15 protein-coding genes are annotated in these 14,631 nt (G+C 69.2%); 9 read left to right on the forward strand and 6 right to left on the reverse strand.

The window, feature by feature from the left end; translation table 11 throughout:
* Positions 1–89: 89 nt before the first annotated feature.
* Positions 90–2,657: an ATP-dependent helicase HrpB gene (hrpB, locus tag CFR71_RS06650; protein WP_110528928.1), complete on the reverse strand. Its 2,568-nt coding sequence runs from the start codon at positions 2,655–2,657 to the stop codon at positions 90–92.
* Positions 2,658–2,775: 118 nt separating this feature from the next.
* Between hrpB and CFR71_RS06655 the strand changes: the two genes are divergently transcribed.
* A complete protein-coding gene (locus tag CFR71_RS06655; RefSeq protein WP_408891720.1) occupies positions 2,776–4,884 on the forward strand; it encodes a protein-disulfide reductase DsbD family protein in 2,109 nt (702 codons plus the stop codon).
* 51 nt (positions 4,885–4,935) lie between these two features.
* On the opposite strand, the gene CFR71_RS06660 is transcribed toward CFR71_RS06655, so the two are convergent.
* From CFR71_RS06660 to CFR71_RS06680, 5 genes are all read right to left on the reverse strand, one after another.
* Complete coding sequence (locus CFR71_RS06660; RefSeq protein ID WP_110528934.1) at positions 4,936–5,853, reverse strand: hypothetical protein; 918 nt, start codon at positions 5,851–5,853, stop codon at positions 4,936–4,938.
* A 141-nt stretch (positions 5,854–5,994) separates the two neighbouring features.
* Positions 5,995–6,948, reverse strand: coding sequence for an Hsp33 family molecular chaperone HslO (hslO, locus tag CFR71_RS06665; RefSeq protein ID WP_110528938.1), 954 nt, complete (start codon positions 6,946–6,948; stop codon positions 5,995–5,997).
* Positions 6,949–7,004: 56 nt separating this feature from the next.
* Positions 7,005–7,337 (reverse strand): hypothetical protein, encoded by a 333-nt coding sequence (locus CFR71_RS06670; protein ID WP_110528941.1) that lies wholly within the window; start codon positions 7,335–7,337, stop codon positions 7,005–7,007.
* A gap of 1 nt (position 7,338) precedes the next feature.
* Complete coding sequence (gene argF / locus CFR71_RS06675; protein ID WP_110528944.1) at positions 7,339–8,328, reverse strand: ornithine carbamoyltransferase; 990 nt, start codon at positions 8,326–8,328, stop codon at positions 7,339–7,341.
* Positions 8,325–9,536 carry an aspartate aminotransferase family protein gene (locus tag CFR71_RS06680; protein ID WP_110528948.1) on the reverse strand — a complete coding sequence of 404 codons (1,212 nt, stop codon included), beginning with the start codon at positions 9,534–9,536 and terminating at the stop codon, positions 8,325–8,327. Before CFR71_RS06680 ends, argF begins: the two co-directional genes overlap by 4 nt.
* Before the next feature lie 327 nt (positions 9,537–9,863).
* Between CFR71_RS06680 and CFR71_RS06685 the strand changes: the two genes are divergently transcribed.
* The 8 genes from CFR71_RS06685 (at position 9,864) to CFR71_RS16445 (ending at position 14,622) form a co-directional block, all read left to right on the forward strand.
* The gene (locus CFR71_RS06685) at positions 9,864–10,538 is read left to right on the forward strand and encodes a regulatory protein RecX (RefSeq protein WP_110529111.1); all 675 of its coding nucleotides are present in this window, start codon (positions 9,864–9,866) and stop codon (positions 10,536–10,538) included.
* Positions 10,517–11,065, forward strand: coding sequence for a CHAP domain-containing protein (locus CFR71_RS06690; protein WP_408891710.1), 549 nt, complete (start codon positions 10,517–10,519; stop codon positions 11,063–11,065). Before CFR71_RS06685 ends, CFR71_RS06690 begins: the two co-directional genes overlap by 22 nt.
* A 204-nt stretch (positions 11,066–11,269) precedes the next feature.
* A complete protein-coding gene (gene tatA, locus CFR71_RS06695) occupies positions 11,270–11,527 on the forward strand; it encodes a twin-arginine translocase TatA/TatE family subunit (protein ID WP_110528952.1) in 258 nt (85 codons plus the stop codon).
* 102 nt (positions 11,528–11,629) lie between these two features.
* Positions 11,630–12,253 (forward strand): methylthioribulose 1-phosphate dehydratase, encoded by a 624-nt coding sequence (locus tag CFR71_RS06700; RefSeq protein WP_110528955.1) that lies wholly within the window; start codon positions 11,630–11,632, stop codon positions 12,251–12,253.
* Positions 12,250–12,813 carry a 1,2-dihydroxy-3-keto-5-methylthiopentene dioxygenase gene (locus tag CFR71_RS06705; protein WP_110528956.1) on the forward strand — a complete coding sequence of 188 codons (564 nt, stop codon included), beginning with the start codon at positions 12,250–12,252 and terminating at the stop codon, positions 12,811–12,813. Before CFR71_RS06700 ends, CFR71_RS06705 begins: the two co-directional genes overlap by 4 nt.
* A gap of 2 nt (positions 12,814–12,815) precedes the next feature.
* The gene (gene mtnC / locus CFR71_RS06710; RefSeq protein ID WP_110528958.1) at positions 12,816–13,538 is read left to right on the forward strand and encodes an acireductone synthase; all 723 of its coding nucleotides are present in this window, start codon (positions 12,816–12,818) and stop codon (positions 13,536–13,538) included.
* Positions 13,535–14,476 carry a bifunctional riboflavin kinase/FAD synthetase gene (locus CFR71_RS06715; RefSeq protein ID WP_110528960.1) on the forward strand — a complete coding sequence of 314 codons (942 nt, stop codon included), beginning with the start codon at positions 13,535–13,537 and terminating at the stop codon, positions 14,474–14,476. The genes mtnC and CFR71_RS06715 overlap by 4 nt, the downstream gene beginning before the upstream one ends.
* Positions 14,473–14,622 (forward strand): hypothetical protein, encoded by a 150-nt coding sequence (locus CFR71_RS16445; protein WP_165832046.1) that lies wholly within the window; start codon positions 14,473–14,475, stop codon positions 14,620–14,622. The genes CFR71_RS06715 and CFR71_RS16445 overlap by 4 nt, the downstream gene beginning before the upstream one ends.
* Positions 14,623–14,631 lie beyond the last annotated feature (9 nt).

A 14,631-nucleotide genomic window follows, 5' to 3' on the forward strand; every position in this document is an offset into this window, starting at 1 on the left:
ACTGAACCGTGATGATAGGCGAAAAAAAAGGCAATGCCATGGCGTGTGGCAAAGGTGTGGCAAATCATTGGCGCACTGCGGCGTCCATGTCACGTTCCACGGCGTGGCGGCCGCCGCGACGGGGTGGCCTGCGCCGGGTCCTCGGGCCAGTCGTGGCGGGGATAGCGGCCGCGCATGTCACGGCGCATGTCGGCCCATGAACCGGCCCAGAACCCCGCAAGGTCGGCGGTGATCGCCTGCGGCCGCCCGGCGGGCGAAAGCAGCGCGATCCGCAGCCCGACCCGTCCCTGCGCAAGCCGGGGCGTTTCATGCAGGCCATAGAAGGTCTGCGCCCGCGCGGAGGCCAGCGGCACCGGCTGGAGATAGTCGATCCCCACGCGCCCCCCCGGCAGGTCGAGCGCGGGGGGCAGCGTCGCATCCAGCCAGCGCAGCGCGTCATGCGCGATCATGGCGCGCAGCACCGCCAGCAGGTCGAGCGCGCGGATTTCGCTCATGCGCGCCATGCCCCCGATCCACGCGCCCAGCCATTCCCCCACGCTGGCGGCCAGCGCCGCGTCGGACAGGTCGGGCAGGTCGGCGCGATCCAGCACGTCGCGCGCAAGGGCGACGCGGGCCTGAAGCTGCCGGCACTGCGGCGTCCAGTCAAAGGCGGCGGCAAGGTTCTGTCCGACCTGCCGGACCAGCAGGTCGGCCACCTCCGTCGCATCGGCGGTCACGGTACGGTCCCGCAGGACCAGCGCGCCAAGCCGCAGCCGGCGCCGCGCCATCACCGCGCCGGTGGCGGGGTCGATGGTGGTTTCCACCTGCTCATGCGTGCGGGCCATGACGCTGTCCGGCAGGTTTTCGGGGTCGAGTGGCGCGGCCAGGCGGATTTCGCACGCGGTGCGGACATGCATTCCCGCCACCGCCAGAAGCGGCAGGCTGGCGAGGGGATCGGTCTTTCCCATGCGGGCGCTGCCGCCGCCCGACAGGCGGAACGACCCGATATCGCCACGCCGCTGCGCGATGCGGTCGGGAAAGGCCGCCGCCAGCAGCGCCGCGCAGTCGCCGTGGGCCTCCTGCTCCCGGCCCAGCCCCATGCGGCGGCGGTACTGCCGCGCGGCCTGGCGGATGCGCGACAGCGCCCCCCGGTCCGCCGCCGGGTGATCGCCGCCCGCGATCAGGTCAAGGCGCAGGCGGATGTCGGCGGGGGGGATGGCGTTGCCGCCCGGCCCGCGCCCCGACGGACGTGGGCGCAGCGGATCGCGTTCCTCCAGCAGGGCGGCAAGGTCGGCGGCCAGCGCGGCCTCGCCCGGGGTGCGCGCGGCCAGCATCATCGCGGCAAGTCGCGGATGCGCGCCAAGCTGCGCCATCCGGGTGCCGGTTTCGGTAATCCGCCCGTCTTCGGATACTGCCCCAAGGGCAAGCAGCAGGCTGCGCGCGGCCTCGAACGCGCCGTTGGGGGGCGTGTCGGCAAAGGGCAGGTCCGCGGGCGGCGTGCCCATCGCCGCCTGCCATGCCGCCGTGTCCAGGCGCAGGCCGGTCAGTTCGGCCTCCATGATCTCGGGCCGGTCGTGCGGCGGCATGGCGCGCGATGTCGTCTCGCTCCACAGGCGTATCGCAATGCCCGGCGCCACGCGGCCCGCGCGGCCCGCGCGCTGGGCGGCGGCGGCGCGCGATATGCGCGCGGTCTCCAGCTTCGTCAGGCCGGTGCCCGCATCAAGGCGCGGCGTGCGGCGGAAACCGCCATCGATCACGATCCGCACCCCCGGCACCGTCAGCGACGTTTCCGCGATGGAAGTGGACAGGATCACCCGTCGCCCCCGCGCATGCGGCCGCAGGACGTAATCCTGCTCCCCGGGTGGAAGCTCGCCATACAGTGGCAGGACCTCTGCCGTCACGTCGGCCAGGGCGGCCTGCGTGCGGCGGATTTCCCCAACGCCGGGCAGGAAGGCGAGGATGTCGCCTTCCTCCTCCGCCAGGGCGGCGCGGATCGCGCGCGCCATGGCGTCGGGCAGGTCGCGCTGGTGGGGGATGTCGCGACGCGCGTGGCGGATTTCGACGGGGAACATGCGCCCCGCGCTTTCGATGACCGGCGCGTCCATCCGCTGTGACAGGGTGGCGGCGTCGGTCGTTGCCGACATCGCCACCAGCCGCAGGTCGGGCCGCAGTTCGCGCTGCAGGTCAAGGCAGAAGGCCAGCGCCGCGTCCACATCGACGGAGCGTTCGTGGATTTCGTCAAAGATGACGCAGGCGACGCCATCCAGCGTCGGGTCCGCCAGCAGCCGGCGCACCAGCAGCCCCTCGGTCACCACCTCGATTCGCGTCGCGGCGGAGGACGCGCCGTCAAGCCGCGTGCGATACCCGATCAGGCCGCCCGGTTCCTGTCCGATCAGTTCCGCCATCCGCCGCGCGGCCGCGCGGGCGGCCAGACGGCGGGGTTCGAGCATCACGATGCGCCCGTCCCCCCGCCATGGCGCGGCCAGCAGCGCAAGCGGCACCAGCGTCGTCTTGCCCGCGCCGGGGGGCGCCACCAGCACCGCGCCGCCGCCCTGCTCCAGCGCGGCGCGCAGCCGTGGCAGTGCGTCGGCCACGGGCAGGTCGGTGCCGGGGCCTGCGCCGGGCGCGAACAGGTCGGGTGGGAAAAGCGGATTTTGCAGGGATGGATCGGACGCCATATCGTGCTTTATGACGTGTGCGACATGCGCGCGGCAATGCCTGAACGGCCGCATACGGTTATATAATACAGGCATTTCGCCCCCATCGACCCTGACGGAGTGTTCCTGCGTGGCAATCTTGCGCTTACTCTTCACGCTGTGCGTCGTGACATGCCTTGCCCCCGTCCTGTCGCGCGCGGGGCTTGCCGCGCAGAGCACGCCGGTTTCCAGTCCGCATGGCACGGCAACGCTGCTCAGCGACAGCGACACCTTCATGCCGGGACAGGAGATGCATTTCGGCCTGCGCCTGCAGCTGGCGCCGGGATGGCATACGTACTGGCAAAACCCCGGCGACGCGGGGGAGGCGGTGACGCTGGCGCTGCATGCGTCCGGCGGGGCCGTGGGCGAAGGCGGCCCCATCGAATGGCCTGTGCCACAGCGGCTGAGTGACGGGCCGCTGATGTCCTATGCCTATACCGGCGACGTGCTGCTGCCGGTGCGCCTGGAACCGCGCGAGGCGGAGGAGGGGGCCGACATGGTGGTGGACGCCACCGCCGACTGGCTGGTCTGCGCCACCGTCTGCGTGCCCGAACATGGCGAATTCAGCCTGACGCTGCCACGCGGGCCGCTTTCGCCGTCCGCGCAGGCGCCGCTTTTCGCCCGGGCGGCGGCGCAGCGTCCGGTGGCCTCTCCCTTCGCCGCGCGGATCGCCGCCGACGGCACGCTGTCGCTGATGGGGGCGGGACTGTCGCCCGCCATGGTCCGGGAGGCATGGTTCATGCCTGAACAGCCGGGGCTGATCGATCATGACGCGCCGCAGCCGCTGCATGTGCGCGACGGGCTGCTGCAGCTGGGGCTGAAGGTGGCGGACGGGTTCCACAAGGATGCGCCCCTGCCGGGAATCGTGGTCATCCGCGATGTATCCGGCCGCGAACAGGCGCTGGCGATCACCGCGCAGCCGGGGGGCGCGCCCGCGATGGCGTCAGCCCCCCCCACGGGCAGTAGCGCGGGGCTGCTGCGGCTGGTGGCGCTGGCGTTCGCGGGGGGGATGATCCTGAACCTGATGCCGTGCGTGTTTCCGGTCCTGGCGATGAAGATCCTCTCGCTCGAACGCATGGCGCGGGGGGAACGCCGCGCCGCGCTGACGGGGGCGGCGCTGTATGCCGGGGGCATCGTCGCGACCTTCGTGCTGCTGGGCGTGGTGATCGTGGGACTGCGCATGGCGGGCAATGTCGTGGGGTGGGGATTCCAGTTCCAGTCGGTGACGTTCGTCACGCTGATGTGCTGGCTGCTGTTCGCCATTTCGCTCAACCTGCTGGGGGTCTTTTCCTTCGGGATGCGCATCGCGGCGCTGGGGGGCGGGGGGACGCTGTCGGGGCATATGGGGGATTTCCTGACCGGCGTGCTGGCGGTCGTGGTCGCCACGCCCTGCACCGCGCCGTTCATGGGGGCGGCGGTCGCCGGCGCGCTTTCGGCGTCGCCGGTGGTCGGGATCGTGATCTTCGTCGCCATGGGGCTGGGCCTTGCGGCACCTTACCTGCTGCTGGCGATGGTGCCGGGGCTGGTCCGGCTGCTGCCGCGTCCGGGGGCGTGGATGGAAATCGTGCGCCAGGCGCTGGCCTTTCCCATGCTGGCGACGTGCGTGTGGCTGGCGTGGGTCGCCACATTGCAGGGCGGGCAGGTCGCGGTGCCGGTGCTGGCGGGGGGAATGGTGCTGATCGCGCTGGCGGCGTGGCTGTTGCGCATGGCGCAGGACGCGGCGATGACCGGCACGGGGAAGGAGGGCTTCATCCTTGGCTGCCGGGGCGGGGCGCTGTTTGCCATCGGCCTTGCGCTGGGTGGCGTGCTGATGGTCATGCCCGCCCTTGCCCCGCCGGGCGCGGACGCCACGCAGGCTCAGTCCACCGACGACGGGACGGAGGCATTTTCGCAGGCGCGGCTTGACGCCCTGCGGGCACAGGGCAGGCCGGTCTTCATCGACATGACGGCGGCATGGTGCATTTCATGTCTGGTGAATGAACGTGTCGCCCTGTCGCCGCAGCATGTGCGCGACGCCTTTGCCCGGCAGGGCGTCGTCTACATGAAGGGCGACTGGACCGGGCGCGATGCTGCGATCACCACCTTCCTGCGCGATCACGGGCGCGACGGGGTGCCTTTATATGTCTATTACCCCGCGCATCAGGAGGGGATCGTCCTGCCCCAGATACTGACGCCGGGGCTGGTGCTGCGGACGATCGGCGCGCAATAGGCGCGCCGGGACCCACAGCACCACGGGAAGGCCGTGCCTTCCCGCGCCGGATCAGTTGGTGCCGCTGGTGCTGCCTGTGCCGGAGGGCGGCAGGGTCAGGTATCCCGGCTGGGGCGAACGCAGGCGGGGCGCCTTGGTCGTCGTCGTGGTCGTGGCGGAGGGTCCGCCATCGGGAAAGATGGGGTCAGGCCCGTCATTCGCCGCCGCCGGGGCTGCCGGCGCGGTGGACGTTGTGGCGGGCGTTGACGAAACGGCGGCCGGCATGTCCGACGACGTCGTGTTGGGCATGGGCATCGTCACGGTCTGCGCCGCGCCCGTGCCGGATGACGCGCCGTCAAGCGACTGTTCTGACACCGCGCCTGCGACCGGCGCGGTCGTCAGCCAGTTGCCAAGGTTGTTGCGGATCTGCGATTCCAGTTCCCGGTTCATGTCCTGCATCATCAGGTTGACGAGTTCATACAGGTTCGCGGTCGTATCGGTATTGCCCTTCGTCGCCTTGGGATCGTAGGAGCGCGTGACCTGCGCCACCGCGTATCCCTTGCGCAGCCCGTCGGCGGACACGACGTCGAGATGGACATTCATCTGCCCGTCAAGGATGCCGCCCGGTTCATGCAGGATGGAGGCGCGGTCGATGGTGAACACGCCATGTCCCCCGCTGCCCGATGCGATCAGCCGGTCATGCGCCATCTGCTTCAGTGCCTGGTCCGGTGGCGTGGGCGCGCGGTTGGACAGGTCGCCGGGCACCATTCCGGGCTGTCCCCGGTCGACGATGGAAATGCTGGCGACATTCAGGTTCAGCGGCGCGAGGTTGCTGTAGCTGAGCGGCGCGAACGTCATGGTCGGCTGCTGCTGGTCATTGTGGCATGCCCCCAGCATGACAAGCGGCAGGCCAAGCGCCATCAGCCGCGCCATGCGCATGGCCCGCATGGCGCGGGAGGGACGGGGAACGGTCGGACAGGGCGGATGCATGAACGGATTTCCCGAAAAAGCTCTGGCGTCCGGTCCTGGCCCGGACGCGCCACAGGTCATGTTGAAACGTCGGCCATCATGGCACATTCCGGCCCCCGGAAAACAGGTGGGGCGCAGGCCGGAGGGAAGACAGGCCGGTGGCTATTCGGCGGCGCGTCCCACCTCGTCACGGCGGAAATGGAAGGCATGGTTGCAGAATGAGCAGTTCATGGTGATCGTCCCGTCCTCGGCCATGTGGTCAAGGTCGTCGGTCGGGAAGGTCTCGAGGATGCCCGCCAGCCGCGCGCGGCTGCAGCGGCAGCCGAACGCCAGCGCGCGGGGATGGCCGATGCACGCGTCCTCGCCATGGAACAGGCGGTAGATCAGCGCCTCGGAAGAAAGGCTGTCATCAAGGATTTCCGCCTCCGTCAGGGTGGAGGCAAGGGTGACGGCGGTTTCCCACGCATCGTCGCCATCCTCTGGCGCGGTGTCGGAGGTATGCCCCCCCTCGGTCGCGATGCGTTCGAGGATCAGCGCGCCGGCGCGCCATCCGCGTTCGGTTTTGCTGCAGAACAGACGCACCCAGCAGGCATGCTGCTCGCTGGTGGTGAAGTAGTGCGCGGCCATGTCCGACAGGCTTTCGCCCGTGATTTCCACGATGCCCTGATGGATGTCGGTATCGGGGCCCTGATCCACGCTGAACGCCAGATAGCCCGATCCCAGAAGCTGCGCCGCCGTGGGTTCGGGATGCTCCTTCAGCAGGGCCGCGACCTTTTCATCGTCGGAACGGACGTGAAAGCGCAGGGCGCCCGCGTCGGTGCAGTCCGCCACCAGCAGGCTGACCGCGCCATCGCCCTTGGCCTGCAGGGAAAACGACCCCCTGAACTTCAGCGCGGCGGCCAGCCCGGCGACAAGGGCCAGCGCCTCGCCCGCCAGGCGCAGCACGACGTCGGGATTGTCATGGCGCGTCAGCAGCGTGTCGGTCAGGACGCCCGGACGCACCAGACGCCCCCGCACCGGGCGGCTGGCAAGGTAGAAGGGCATGACGCCCTGTTCCACCACAAGGTCGGGGGTATCGGGACGGTTGGTGTCGAGGAAGGCTGGCGTGTCAATCATGTGTCATCGGATCTCATGCGGGCGGAGGGGACGCAGGCTGCGCGCGGCCGGGATTTTCACAGGTTGGCGGTAATGTCCGCCTCCAGCGCCTCCAGACGCTGGGCCAGCGCCTGCGTCGTCGCGGCATCCAGCAGTTTCCGCTCCGTCACCTGGTCCAGCAGGGCCTGGCGGCAGGCATCGTGCTCGGTGTCGATGTCCTCCCCCCGGCCCGCGCCGGCAAGGCAGTCGAGATAGGCATCGCGCAGCGCGGCAAGCGGCGCGGCAGATCCTGATCCCGCCCCCGGCAGCGCGGCAAAGATGTCATTGACGCTTTTTTCCACCCATCCGGGGACGCTTGCGGTGTCCTCCGTCGTGCTGGGCAGGGCGGGCTGTTCTGCGGGGCCGGTCATGTCAGGGATTTTCCTTTCCAAAGCTCTGCCAGTCATCGCCGCACAGGGCCCAGACCAGCAGTCCCTTCTGGGCGTGCAGGCGGTTTTCGGCCTCGTCAAAGACCACGGAATGCGGGCCTTCGAACACGTCGGCGGTCACTTCCTCGCCTATATGGGCGGGCAGGCAGTGCAGGAAAAGGGCATCGGGGGCCGCCCGCGCCATCAGGGCCGCATCCACGCGATAGGGTTCGAACGCGCTGGCGCGCTGTTCCGACGCGCTGTCGGACATGCTGACCCATGTGTCGGTGATGACGGCGTCCGCCCCGGCCACGGCCTGCGCCGCATCCGTGCCCACCGTGATGTCCGCCCCGTTGGCGCGCGCCCATTCCACCGCGCGCGCGTCCGGCGCATGCGTCGGCGGCGTGGCGAGGCGCAGGCGGAAGCCGAACCGGGCCGCCGCCTCGATGAACGAGGTGGCGACGTTGTTGCCGTCGCCCACCCATGCCAGCAGCCGCCCGGTGATGGGGCCGCGATGTTCCTCGAACGTCATGATGTCGGCCAGGATCTGCACCGGATGGGAATCCGGCGTCAGGCCGTTGATGACGGGCACGCTGCTCCATTTCGCAAGCTCGCGCAGGTTCGCCGTGCGGCCCGTGCGCAGGACCAGCGCATCGACGAAGCGCGACAGCACGCGCGCGGTGTCGGCGATGGTTTCCCCGCGCCCCAGCTGCATGTCGCCCGGCGACAGCAGGACCACGTCGCCGCCCAGCTGGCGCATCCCGACCTCGAACGACACGCGCGTGCGGGTCGATGGCTTGGACAGCATCAGCCCCAGCGCGCGGCCGCGCAGCGGCAGGCGCGGGTGCAGCGGACGGGCGCGCCCGTGCTGCATGCGCTTGATCCCGGCCGCGACGTCAAGGATGGCGCGCAGGGTGGCGGCGTCCAGATCCTTCAGGTCGAGGAAGTGGCGCGGCTGCGCCCGGCTGGGCATGTCGGGTCTGATCGCGTTCATGCCACGCTCTCCGCCCGTGCGGCCGACGCGGCGATGTCGGCACGCACGCGCTGCGCCGCGCGGTCCAGCATTTCGCCCGCCATGCGGCAGTCCTCTTCCGTGACGGTCAGGGGCGGGACAAGGCGCAGGACGTTGCCGCCGGCCGTGACGCTGAGCATCCCTTCGCCCATTGCCGCGTCCTGCACCACGGACGCGGGTGCCACGCACTGCAGGCCGATCATCAGGCCGATGCCGCGATGGGCGGAAAAGACATCGGGATAACGCGTGACGAGCGTGTCGAATTCGCGCCCCAGCATCGCCCCGCGCGCCTGGACCTGTTCAAGGAAGCCGGGGGCGAGGATGACGTCGAGGACCGCGTTCGCCGCGGCGCACGCCAGCGGGTTGCCGCCGAACGTCGTGCCGTGGCTGCCGGGCGTCATGTAGCGTGCGACCTGTTCGGTCGCCAGGATCGCCCCCATGGGGAAGCCGCCGGCGATGCCCTTGGCCGCGGTCATGACATCGGGGGTGACGCCCGACCATTCATGGGCGAACAGCCTGCCCGTCCGTCCCATGCCGCACTGGACCTCGTCCATGCCAAGGAACAGGTCATATTCGTCGCATGCGGCGCGCAGTTCGCGCAGGAAGCGCGGATCGGCAAGGTTGATGCCGCTTTCGCCCTGCACGGGTTCGATCATGATGCCCGCCGTCTCGTCCGTGATGGCGGCGCGCACGGCGTTCATGTTGTTCAGCGGCACATGGTCGAAACCCTCCACCACCGGGCCGAACCCGTCGAGGTATTTCGCATTTCCCGTCGCCGCCAGCGTCGCCAGCGTGCGCCCGTGGAACGCGCCGTTGAAACAGATGATGCGCACGCGCTCCGGATGGCCGCCCTTGGCCTGCGCGCGGCGGATCATCTTGATCATGCCCTCGTTCGCCTCGGCGCCCGAATTGCAGAAGAAGACGCTGTCGGCAAAGCTCGCGGCGACGAGTCGCTCGGCCAGCTTTTCCGCCTGCGGGATGCGGTAAAGGTTGGAGACATGCATCACCCGCGCCGCCTGCTGCGCGATGGCGTTGACGAGGTGGGGATTGTTATGCCCCAGCGAGGAGGTCGCGATACCCGCCCCGAAATCGAGGAATCGTCGCCCGTCCGCCGTGTACAGCCAGGCGCCTTCCCCACGCTCGAAAGCGAGGTCGGTGCGATTGAATGTCGGCATCAGGGCGGGAATCATGGAATTGCCTTGTGATTTCGTTGCTCGGTTGGAAAGCGTTTCGTGGAAAACAACGTGAAAAGCCCACGCCGTGAGGGTGGGCCTGCGCTGCGTTTCCGGCTTCCGTGGCTGGCGTGTCATGCCTCATGCAAACACACCCTTATTTCACGGAATTGGAAAGAATATTGCCGCAGTGGCGCAAATGCAACCACCTATCGGTATCCATCCCGTCGTGGGTTCCATGCGGCGCGCGTGTTTTTTACGGCATTGCCCGATGCGATGCCCGCCGGCCTGTCGCCCTGGCGGGGCGGGATATGGCACAATGGGGCGATGACGGATGATCCTGACATGACCCCGCGCAGTGCCGCGTCCCGCCGGGCGGGGCGCGCCGCGCGGCGCGGGGATGCCCCGCGTCCGGCCGGCCCCGCGCCGGATCGCGCGGCGCTGCGGGCGGCGGCGCTGTCGCATGTCGCGCGTTTTTCCACCACCGTCGCGGGGATGGAGCGGGTCCTGACGCGCGTGATGCAGCGCTGGGGCCGCAGGGCGCAGGCCGAGGGCATGGAGCCTGCGGACATCGCGGCCCGCATTGGCGAATCCGCCCCGGACATCGCCGCCGTCATTGCCGACATGCAGGCGCTTGGCGCAATCGATGACGCGCGGTTCAGCGAATCACGCGCGCGCTCCCTGACGCGGGCGGGTCGTTCGCGCCGGGCGATCGGCGCGCACCTGGCCGCGCGGGGCGTCGATGGCGCCGTGGTCACGCAGGCGATGGAGGAGACGCTGGGCGCGCGGGGGGAAGAGGGCCGCGAAACCGAGCTTGCCGCCGCCCTTGTGTTCGTGCGCAAGCGGCGGGCCGGTCCCTTCCGTCGCCCCGAAGAGGAAGGGGAGGCCGCCGCCACGCGGGACCGCCGTGCGATGGAGGCGATGGCGCGATCGGGTTTTTCGCGCGATATTGCCCTTCGCGCGCTGGAGATGGACGCGCAGGAGGCAGAGGAACGCATATGGCGCATGAAATCCGCGTGATGCCGCAAGAAAGGGGCGGGTGGCGTTTCGGACAGGGCGGACGACGGCGCGACAGGGTGCGTGTGACGATATGCCGGGCGGCGCGGATCGTGGCGGTGGCGGCGCTGCCGGTCGTGGCGGGCTGTGCCGGTGGTGGCAGCGGAAGCTGGCATGGCCCGGTGCAGTGCGCCCCCTATGCCCGGCAGGTCACGGGGGTCAACCTGCACGGGGCGGCGGCCCAGTGGTGGGCGGAGGCGTCGGGCCATTACCCGCGTTCGCATGCCCCCAGGCCCGGCGCGGTGCTGGTGCTGCGCGCGACCGGCCGCCTGCCGGACGGGCACGTGGCGGTGGTGCGTTCCGTCCGGGGGCCGCGCGAACTGGTGGTGGAACAGGCGAACTGGGTGCCCGGACGCATCGGGCGCGCCGATCCCGTCATCGATGTGTCGAGTCGAAATGACTGGTCGCGGGTACAGGTCTGGTGGAGCCCCATTCACGGCATCGGCAAAAGTGTCTATCCTGCGTACGGTTTTATCCTGCCGCTTAAATAGGCCGCGCTTAAAACCAGGCCGGGGGACAGGACCCGATACGGGATCGGGGCCGCATGCTATGGTGTGGTGGAAAAGCGGCGGGGCGATGCTTGCATCAACGGCTGCGTGGCCTCATGTGAGGGAAGACGCGTCTGGCACATGTCATGGCGGCATGGGTCGTAGGAAAACAGCTTTTGCGTCGGCGACGCGGAAATCGAGGGTGTTATGGGTAGCTTGAGCTGGGGACATTGGCTGATCGTTCTTGCGGTCGTGCTTGTGCTGTTTGGGGGCGGGGGCAAGATCAGCTCGCTGATGGGCGACATGGCGCGTGGCATCAAGACGTTCAAGAAGAACATCGCCGATGACGAACCCGTCGCCCCGTCGCAGCAGAACGCGGGCGGCCACATATCCGGTCCCGCCACGCAGCAGCGCGATGCGAACTTCACCGAAAGCAGCCAGCCGTCGGGCCACAACGTAAAATAGGCAGGATGACAGGCGGGCGGGACGGCATGGGGCCACCCGTGGCCTGACAGGCCATGCGGCGGGTCGCCCGGCCCGGCCCGCCAGATCAGTCGTGAAGGTTCGATGGACAAGGTTATTTCTTCCGACCCGCGCGCGGTCGCGGTGGATGACATCATCGCGGCGGGACGCCGGATGGACCGTTTTGGCTGGGTGCCCGCGACGGCGGGCAACATCAGCCGCCGCCTGCCCGACGGGCTGATCGCGATTACGCGTTCGGGCGGGCACAAGGGCATGCTGACCCCCCATGGCGTGATCGAGGTCACGATGGACGGCGCGCCGGTGCATGCCGGCGACCGCCCCAGCGCCGAAACCCTGCTGCATTGCCAGATCTATGCCGCGTTCCCGCGCACGGGGGCGGTGCTGCATGGTCATTCCGTTGCCTCCACCGTGCTGTCGATGCTGGCGGATGACGCGCTCGTCCTGTCGGGATACGAGGTGCTCAAGGTGTTCGAGGGGCAGAAGACCCACGATGCCAGCCTGCGCCTGCCGGTGTTCGACAATGACCAGGACATCGCACGCCTTGCGCGGGCTGTCGCGCCGCACCTTGCCGACATGCCCATGGGATACGTGATCCGGGGGCATGGCGTCTATGTCTGGGGCGACGACATGGACATGGCCCTCGCCCGGCTGGAGGGGCTGGAATTCCTTCTGGCGTGCGAACTGGAAAAACGGAAGATCCGGGCATGAGCAGCCTTGCCCTCTATCGCGACGACAATCCCGCGGCCCCGCTCCTGCGGACCGGGGATGGGGACGAGATGGCCGCGATCCTTGGGGAAATCGGCGTGCGTTTCGAACGCTGGGACAGCCCCGTGATCCCGCCCCGCGACGCCCCGGCGGACGAGGTGCTGGAGATCTACCGTCCCTATCTCGATCAGTTGATGGGCGAAACGGGGGCCGGCTCCGCCGATGTCGTCGGCATGCATGGCGCGGGCGAGGGCTGGGACGCCGCGCGGCGGAAGTTCCTGAGCGAGCATGTCCATGCCGAGGACGAAATCAGGTTTTTCGTGCATGGGCATGGCGACTTTGTCCTGCATGTGGACGGGCGGGTGTTCAATGTCCGCTGCACCGCCGGCGACCTGATTTCGGTTCCCGCTGGCGTGCCCCACTGGTTCGATGGCGGCGCGGATCCCGATTTCGTGGCGTTGCGGGTCTTTACCAACCCCGATGGGTGGGTCGCGCGCTATACCGGCGATGACATCGCCCTGCGTTTTGCCGCCCCCGACGATAAAGACGATAAAAGGGTGTAAAATTGCCACCTGATCCCACGCCATCCCGCTCCACGCCGCCGCGTGCCGTCCTGCTCGATATCGAGGGGACGACCATCCCGGTCTCCTTCGTCCATGACGTGCTGTTTCCCTATGCGCGCGCGGCGCTGCCCGCCCTGCTGCGCGAACATGCCGACGACCCGCAGGTCCGCGCTGCGATCGCGGAGGTCGCGCGCCTTGCCCCGGGCGTGGATCCCCTGGCGCAGCTCGAGGCGTGGATGGACCGTGATGAGAAGATAGCCCCGCTCAAGACATTGCAGGGAATCGCCTGGGCGCAGGGGTATCGCACGGGACGGCTGAGCGCGCGGATGTATCCCGACGTCCTGCCCGCGCTGCGGGCATGGTCGGCGGCCGGGATCCGGCTTGCGGTCTATTCCTCCGGCTCCGTCGCGGCGCAGAAGCTGATTTACGGCCATACGGACGAAGGCGACGTGACGGCCCTGTTCGACGGGTTTTACGACCTTGCGATGGGGGGCAAGCGCGAGGCCGCGAGTTACACCCACATCATGGCGCGGGCCGGATGGGTGGCGGCGGACGTGCTATTCCTGTCCGATGTCGTGGCCGAACTTGACGCGGCGGCGCAGGCGGGGCTGCGGACATGCCAGATCGCGCGGCCCGAGGATGGCACCGTCGCCGGGACGACCCATCGCGTCGCCGCCACGTTCGCGGAGGTCAGCCGCATGTCCGGCCTGCCGGTGGCGGCATGAGGGCGCATCTTTACACCGACTGGCGCGACATTCCCGACAGCGCGCGCGGCGCGGTCGCGGCGCTGGGCAATTTCGACGGGGTGCATCTGGGCCATGCCCACCTGCTGCGCACGCTGCATGCCGCGCGCCCGGACCGCGAACTGGCGGTCGTGACGTTCGAGCCGCATCCCCGCGAACTGTTCCGCCCGCAGGACCCGCCCTTTCGCCTGACGCTGCCCGATGAACGGTTTTCCGCCCTCGTGGCACTTGGGGTGAAGCACGTCTTCCAGATCCCCTTCACCCCGCAGTTCAGCGCCATGAGCGCCGAGGAATTCGTGACCGATGTCCTGCATGCCGGCCTGGGGGTGCAGCATGTCGGCTGTGGCGCTGACTTTGCGTTCGGCCATCGCAGGCGCGGCAATGTCGCCTTCCTCGCGCAGGAGGCGCAGGGCCTGGATATCGGCCTTACGGTGGTGCCCGCCCTGTGCGATGCGGCGGGGCCCTATTCCTCCACCCGCATCCGCCGCCTTCTGCAGGAGGGATATCCCGAACGCGCGGCGGAGGAGCTGGGCCGTCCGTGGTCGATCCGTGGCCAGGTGGAACATGGCGACAAGCGGGGGCGCCTGCTGGGCTTTCCCACTGCCAACATCGCCCTTGGCCGCCATCTGGAACCCGCGCGCGGGGTCTATGCCGTCAGCGTGCGCATGACCGATGGCCGCACCTGTCCCGGCGTTGCCAACATCGGCCGCCGTCCGACCATCAATGACGGGCAGGAAAGCCGGCTGGAGGTCCACCTGCTGGATTTCGAGGGCGACCTGTATGGCCATACCCTGTCGGTGGCGCTGCATACCCTGCTGCGCGAGGAACGGAAATTCGACGGGCTGGATGCCCTGCGCACGCAGATCGCGCGTGATACGCAGGCCGCGCGCGACTACCTCCTCGCGATGAACGGGACGTGAGTGTCCGGGACGCGCAGGCGGTCGTGGCGTGGTGGAACAGGCAGGAAAAGCGGCAGGCAGGGCGCCCGGCAGGACGGTCGGGGGAAAGCGAACGCCGGGCGGGCGCGTCGCGAAAGCTTGACCGCGGGGCCGCCCCCTCCCCATAAGGTTGCGTT

Origin of the sequence: Novacetimonas pomaceti, assembly GCF_003207955.1 — a bacterium.
GTDB classification, from domain to species: domain Bacteria; phylum Pseudomonadota; class Alphaproteobacteria; order Acetobacterales; family Acetobacteraceae; genus Novacetimonas; species Novacetimonas pomaceti.

Coding starts and splice junctions, on each gene's coding strand:
- CFR71_RS06690 (WP_408891710.1), top strand. CDS start 10,517: ATGGCGCATGAAATCCGCGTGATGCCGCAAGAAAGGGGCGGGTGGCGT.
- CFR71_RS06715 (WP_110528960.1), top strand. CDS start 13,535: ATGAGGGCGCATCTTTACACCGACTGGCGCGACATTCCCGACAGCGCG.
- CFR71_RS06680 (WP_110528948.1), bottom strand. CDS start 9,536: ATGATTCCCGCCCTGATGCCGACATTCAATCGCACCGACCTCGCTTTC.
- CFR71_RS06685 (WP_110529111.1), top strand. CDS start 9,864: ATGACCCCGCGCAGTGCCGCGTCCCGCCGGGCGGGGCGCGCCGCGCGG.
- CFR71_RS06700 (WP_110528955.1), top strand. CDS start 11,630: ATGGACAAGGTTATTTCTTCCGACCCGCGCGCGGTCGCGGTGGATGAC.
- CFR71_RS06660 (WP_110528934.1), bottom strand. CDS start 5,853: ATGCATCCGCCCTGTCCGACCGTTCCCCGTCCCTCCCGCGCCATGCGG.
- hslO (WP_110528938.1), bottom strand. CDS start 6,948: ATGATTGACACGCCAGCCTTCCTCGACACCAACCGTCCCGATACCCCC.
- argF (WP_110528944.1), bottom strand. CDS start 8,328: ATGAACGCGATCAGACCCGACATGCCCAGCCGGGCGCAGCCGCGCCAC.
- hrpB (WP_110528928.1), bottom strand. CDS start 2,657: ATGGCGTCCGATCCATCCCTGCAAAATCCGCTTTTCCCACCCGACCTG.
- CFR71_RS06670 (WP_110528941.1), bottom strand. CDS start 7,337: ATGACCGGCCCCGCAGAACAGCCCGCCCTGCCCAGCACGACGGAGGAC.
- tatA (WP_110528952.1), top strand. CDS start 11,270: ATGGGTAGCTTGAGCTGGGGACATTGGCTGATCGTTCTTGCGGTCGTG.
- CFR71_RS06705 (WP_110528956.1), top strand. CDS start 12,250: ATGAGCAGCCTTGCCCTCTATCGCGACGACAATCCCGCGGCCCCGCTC.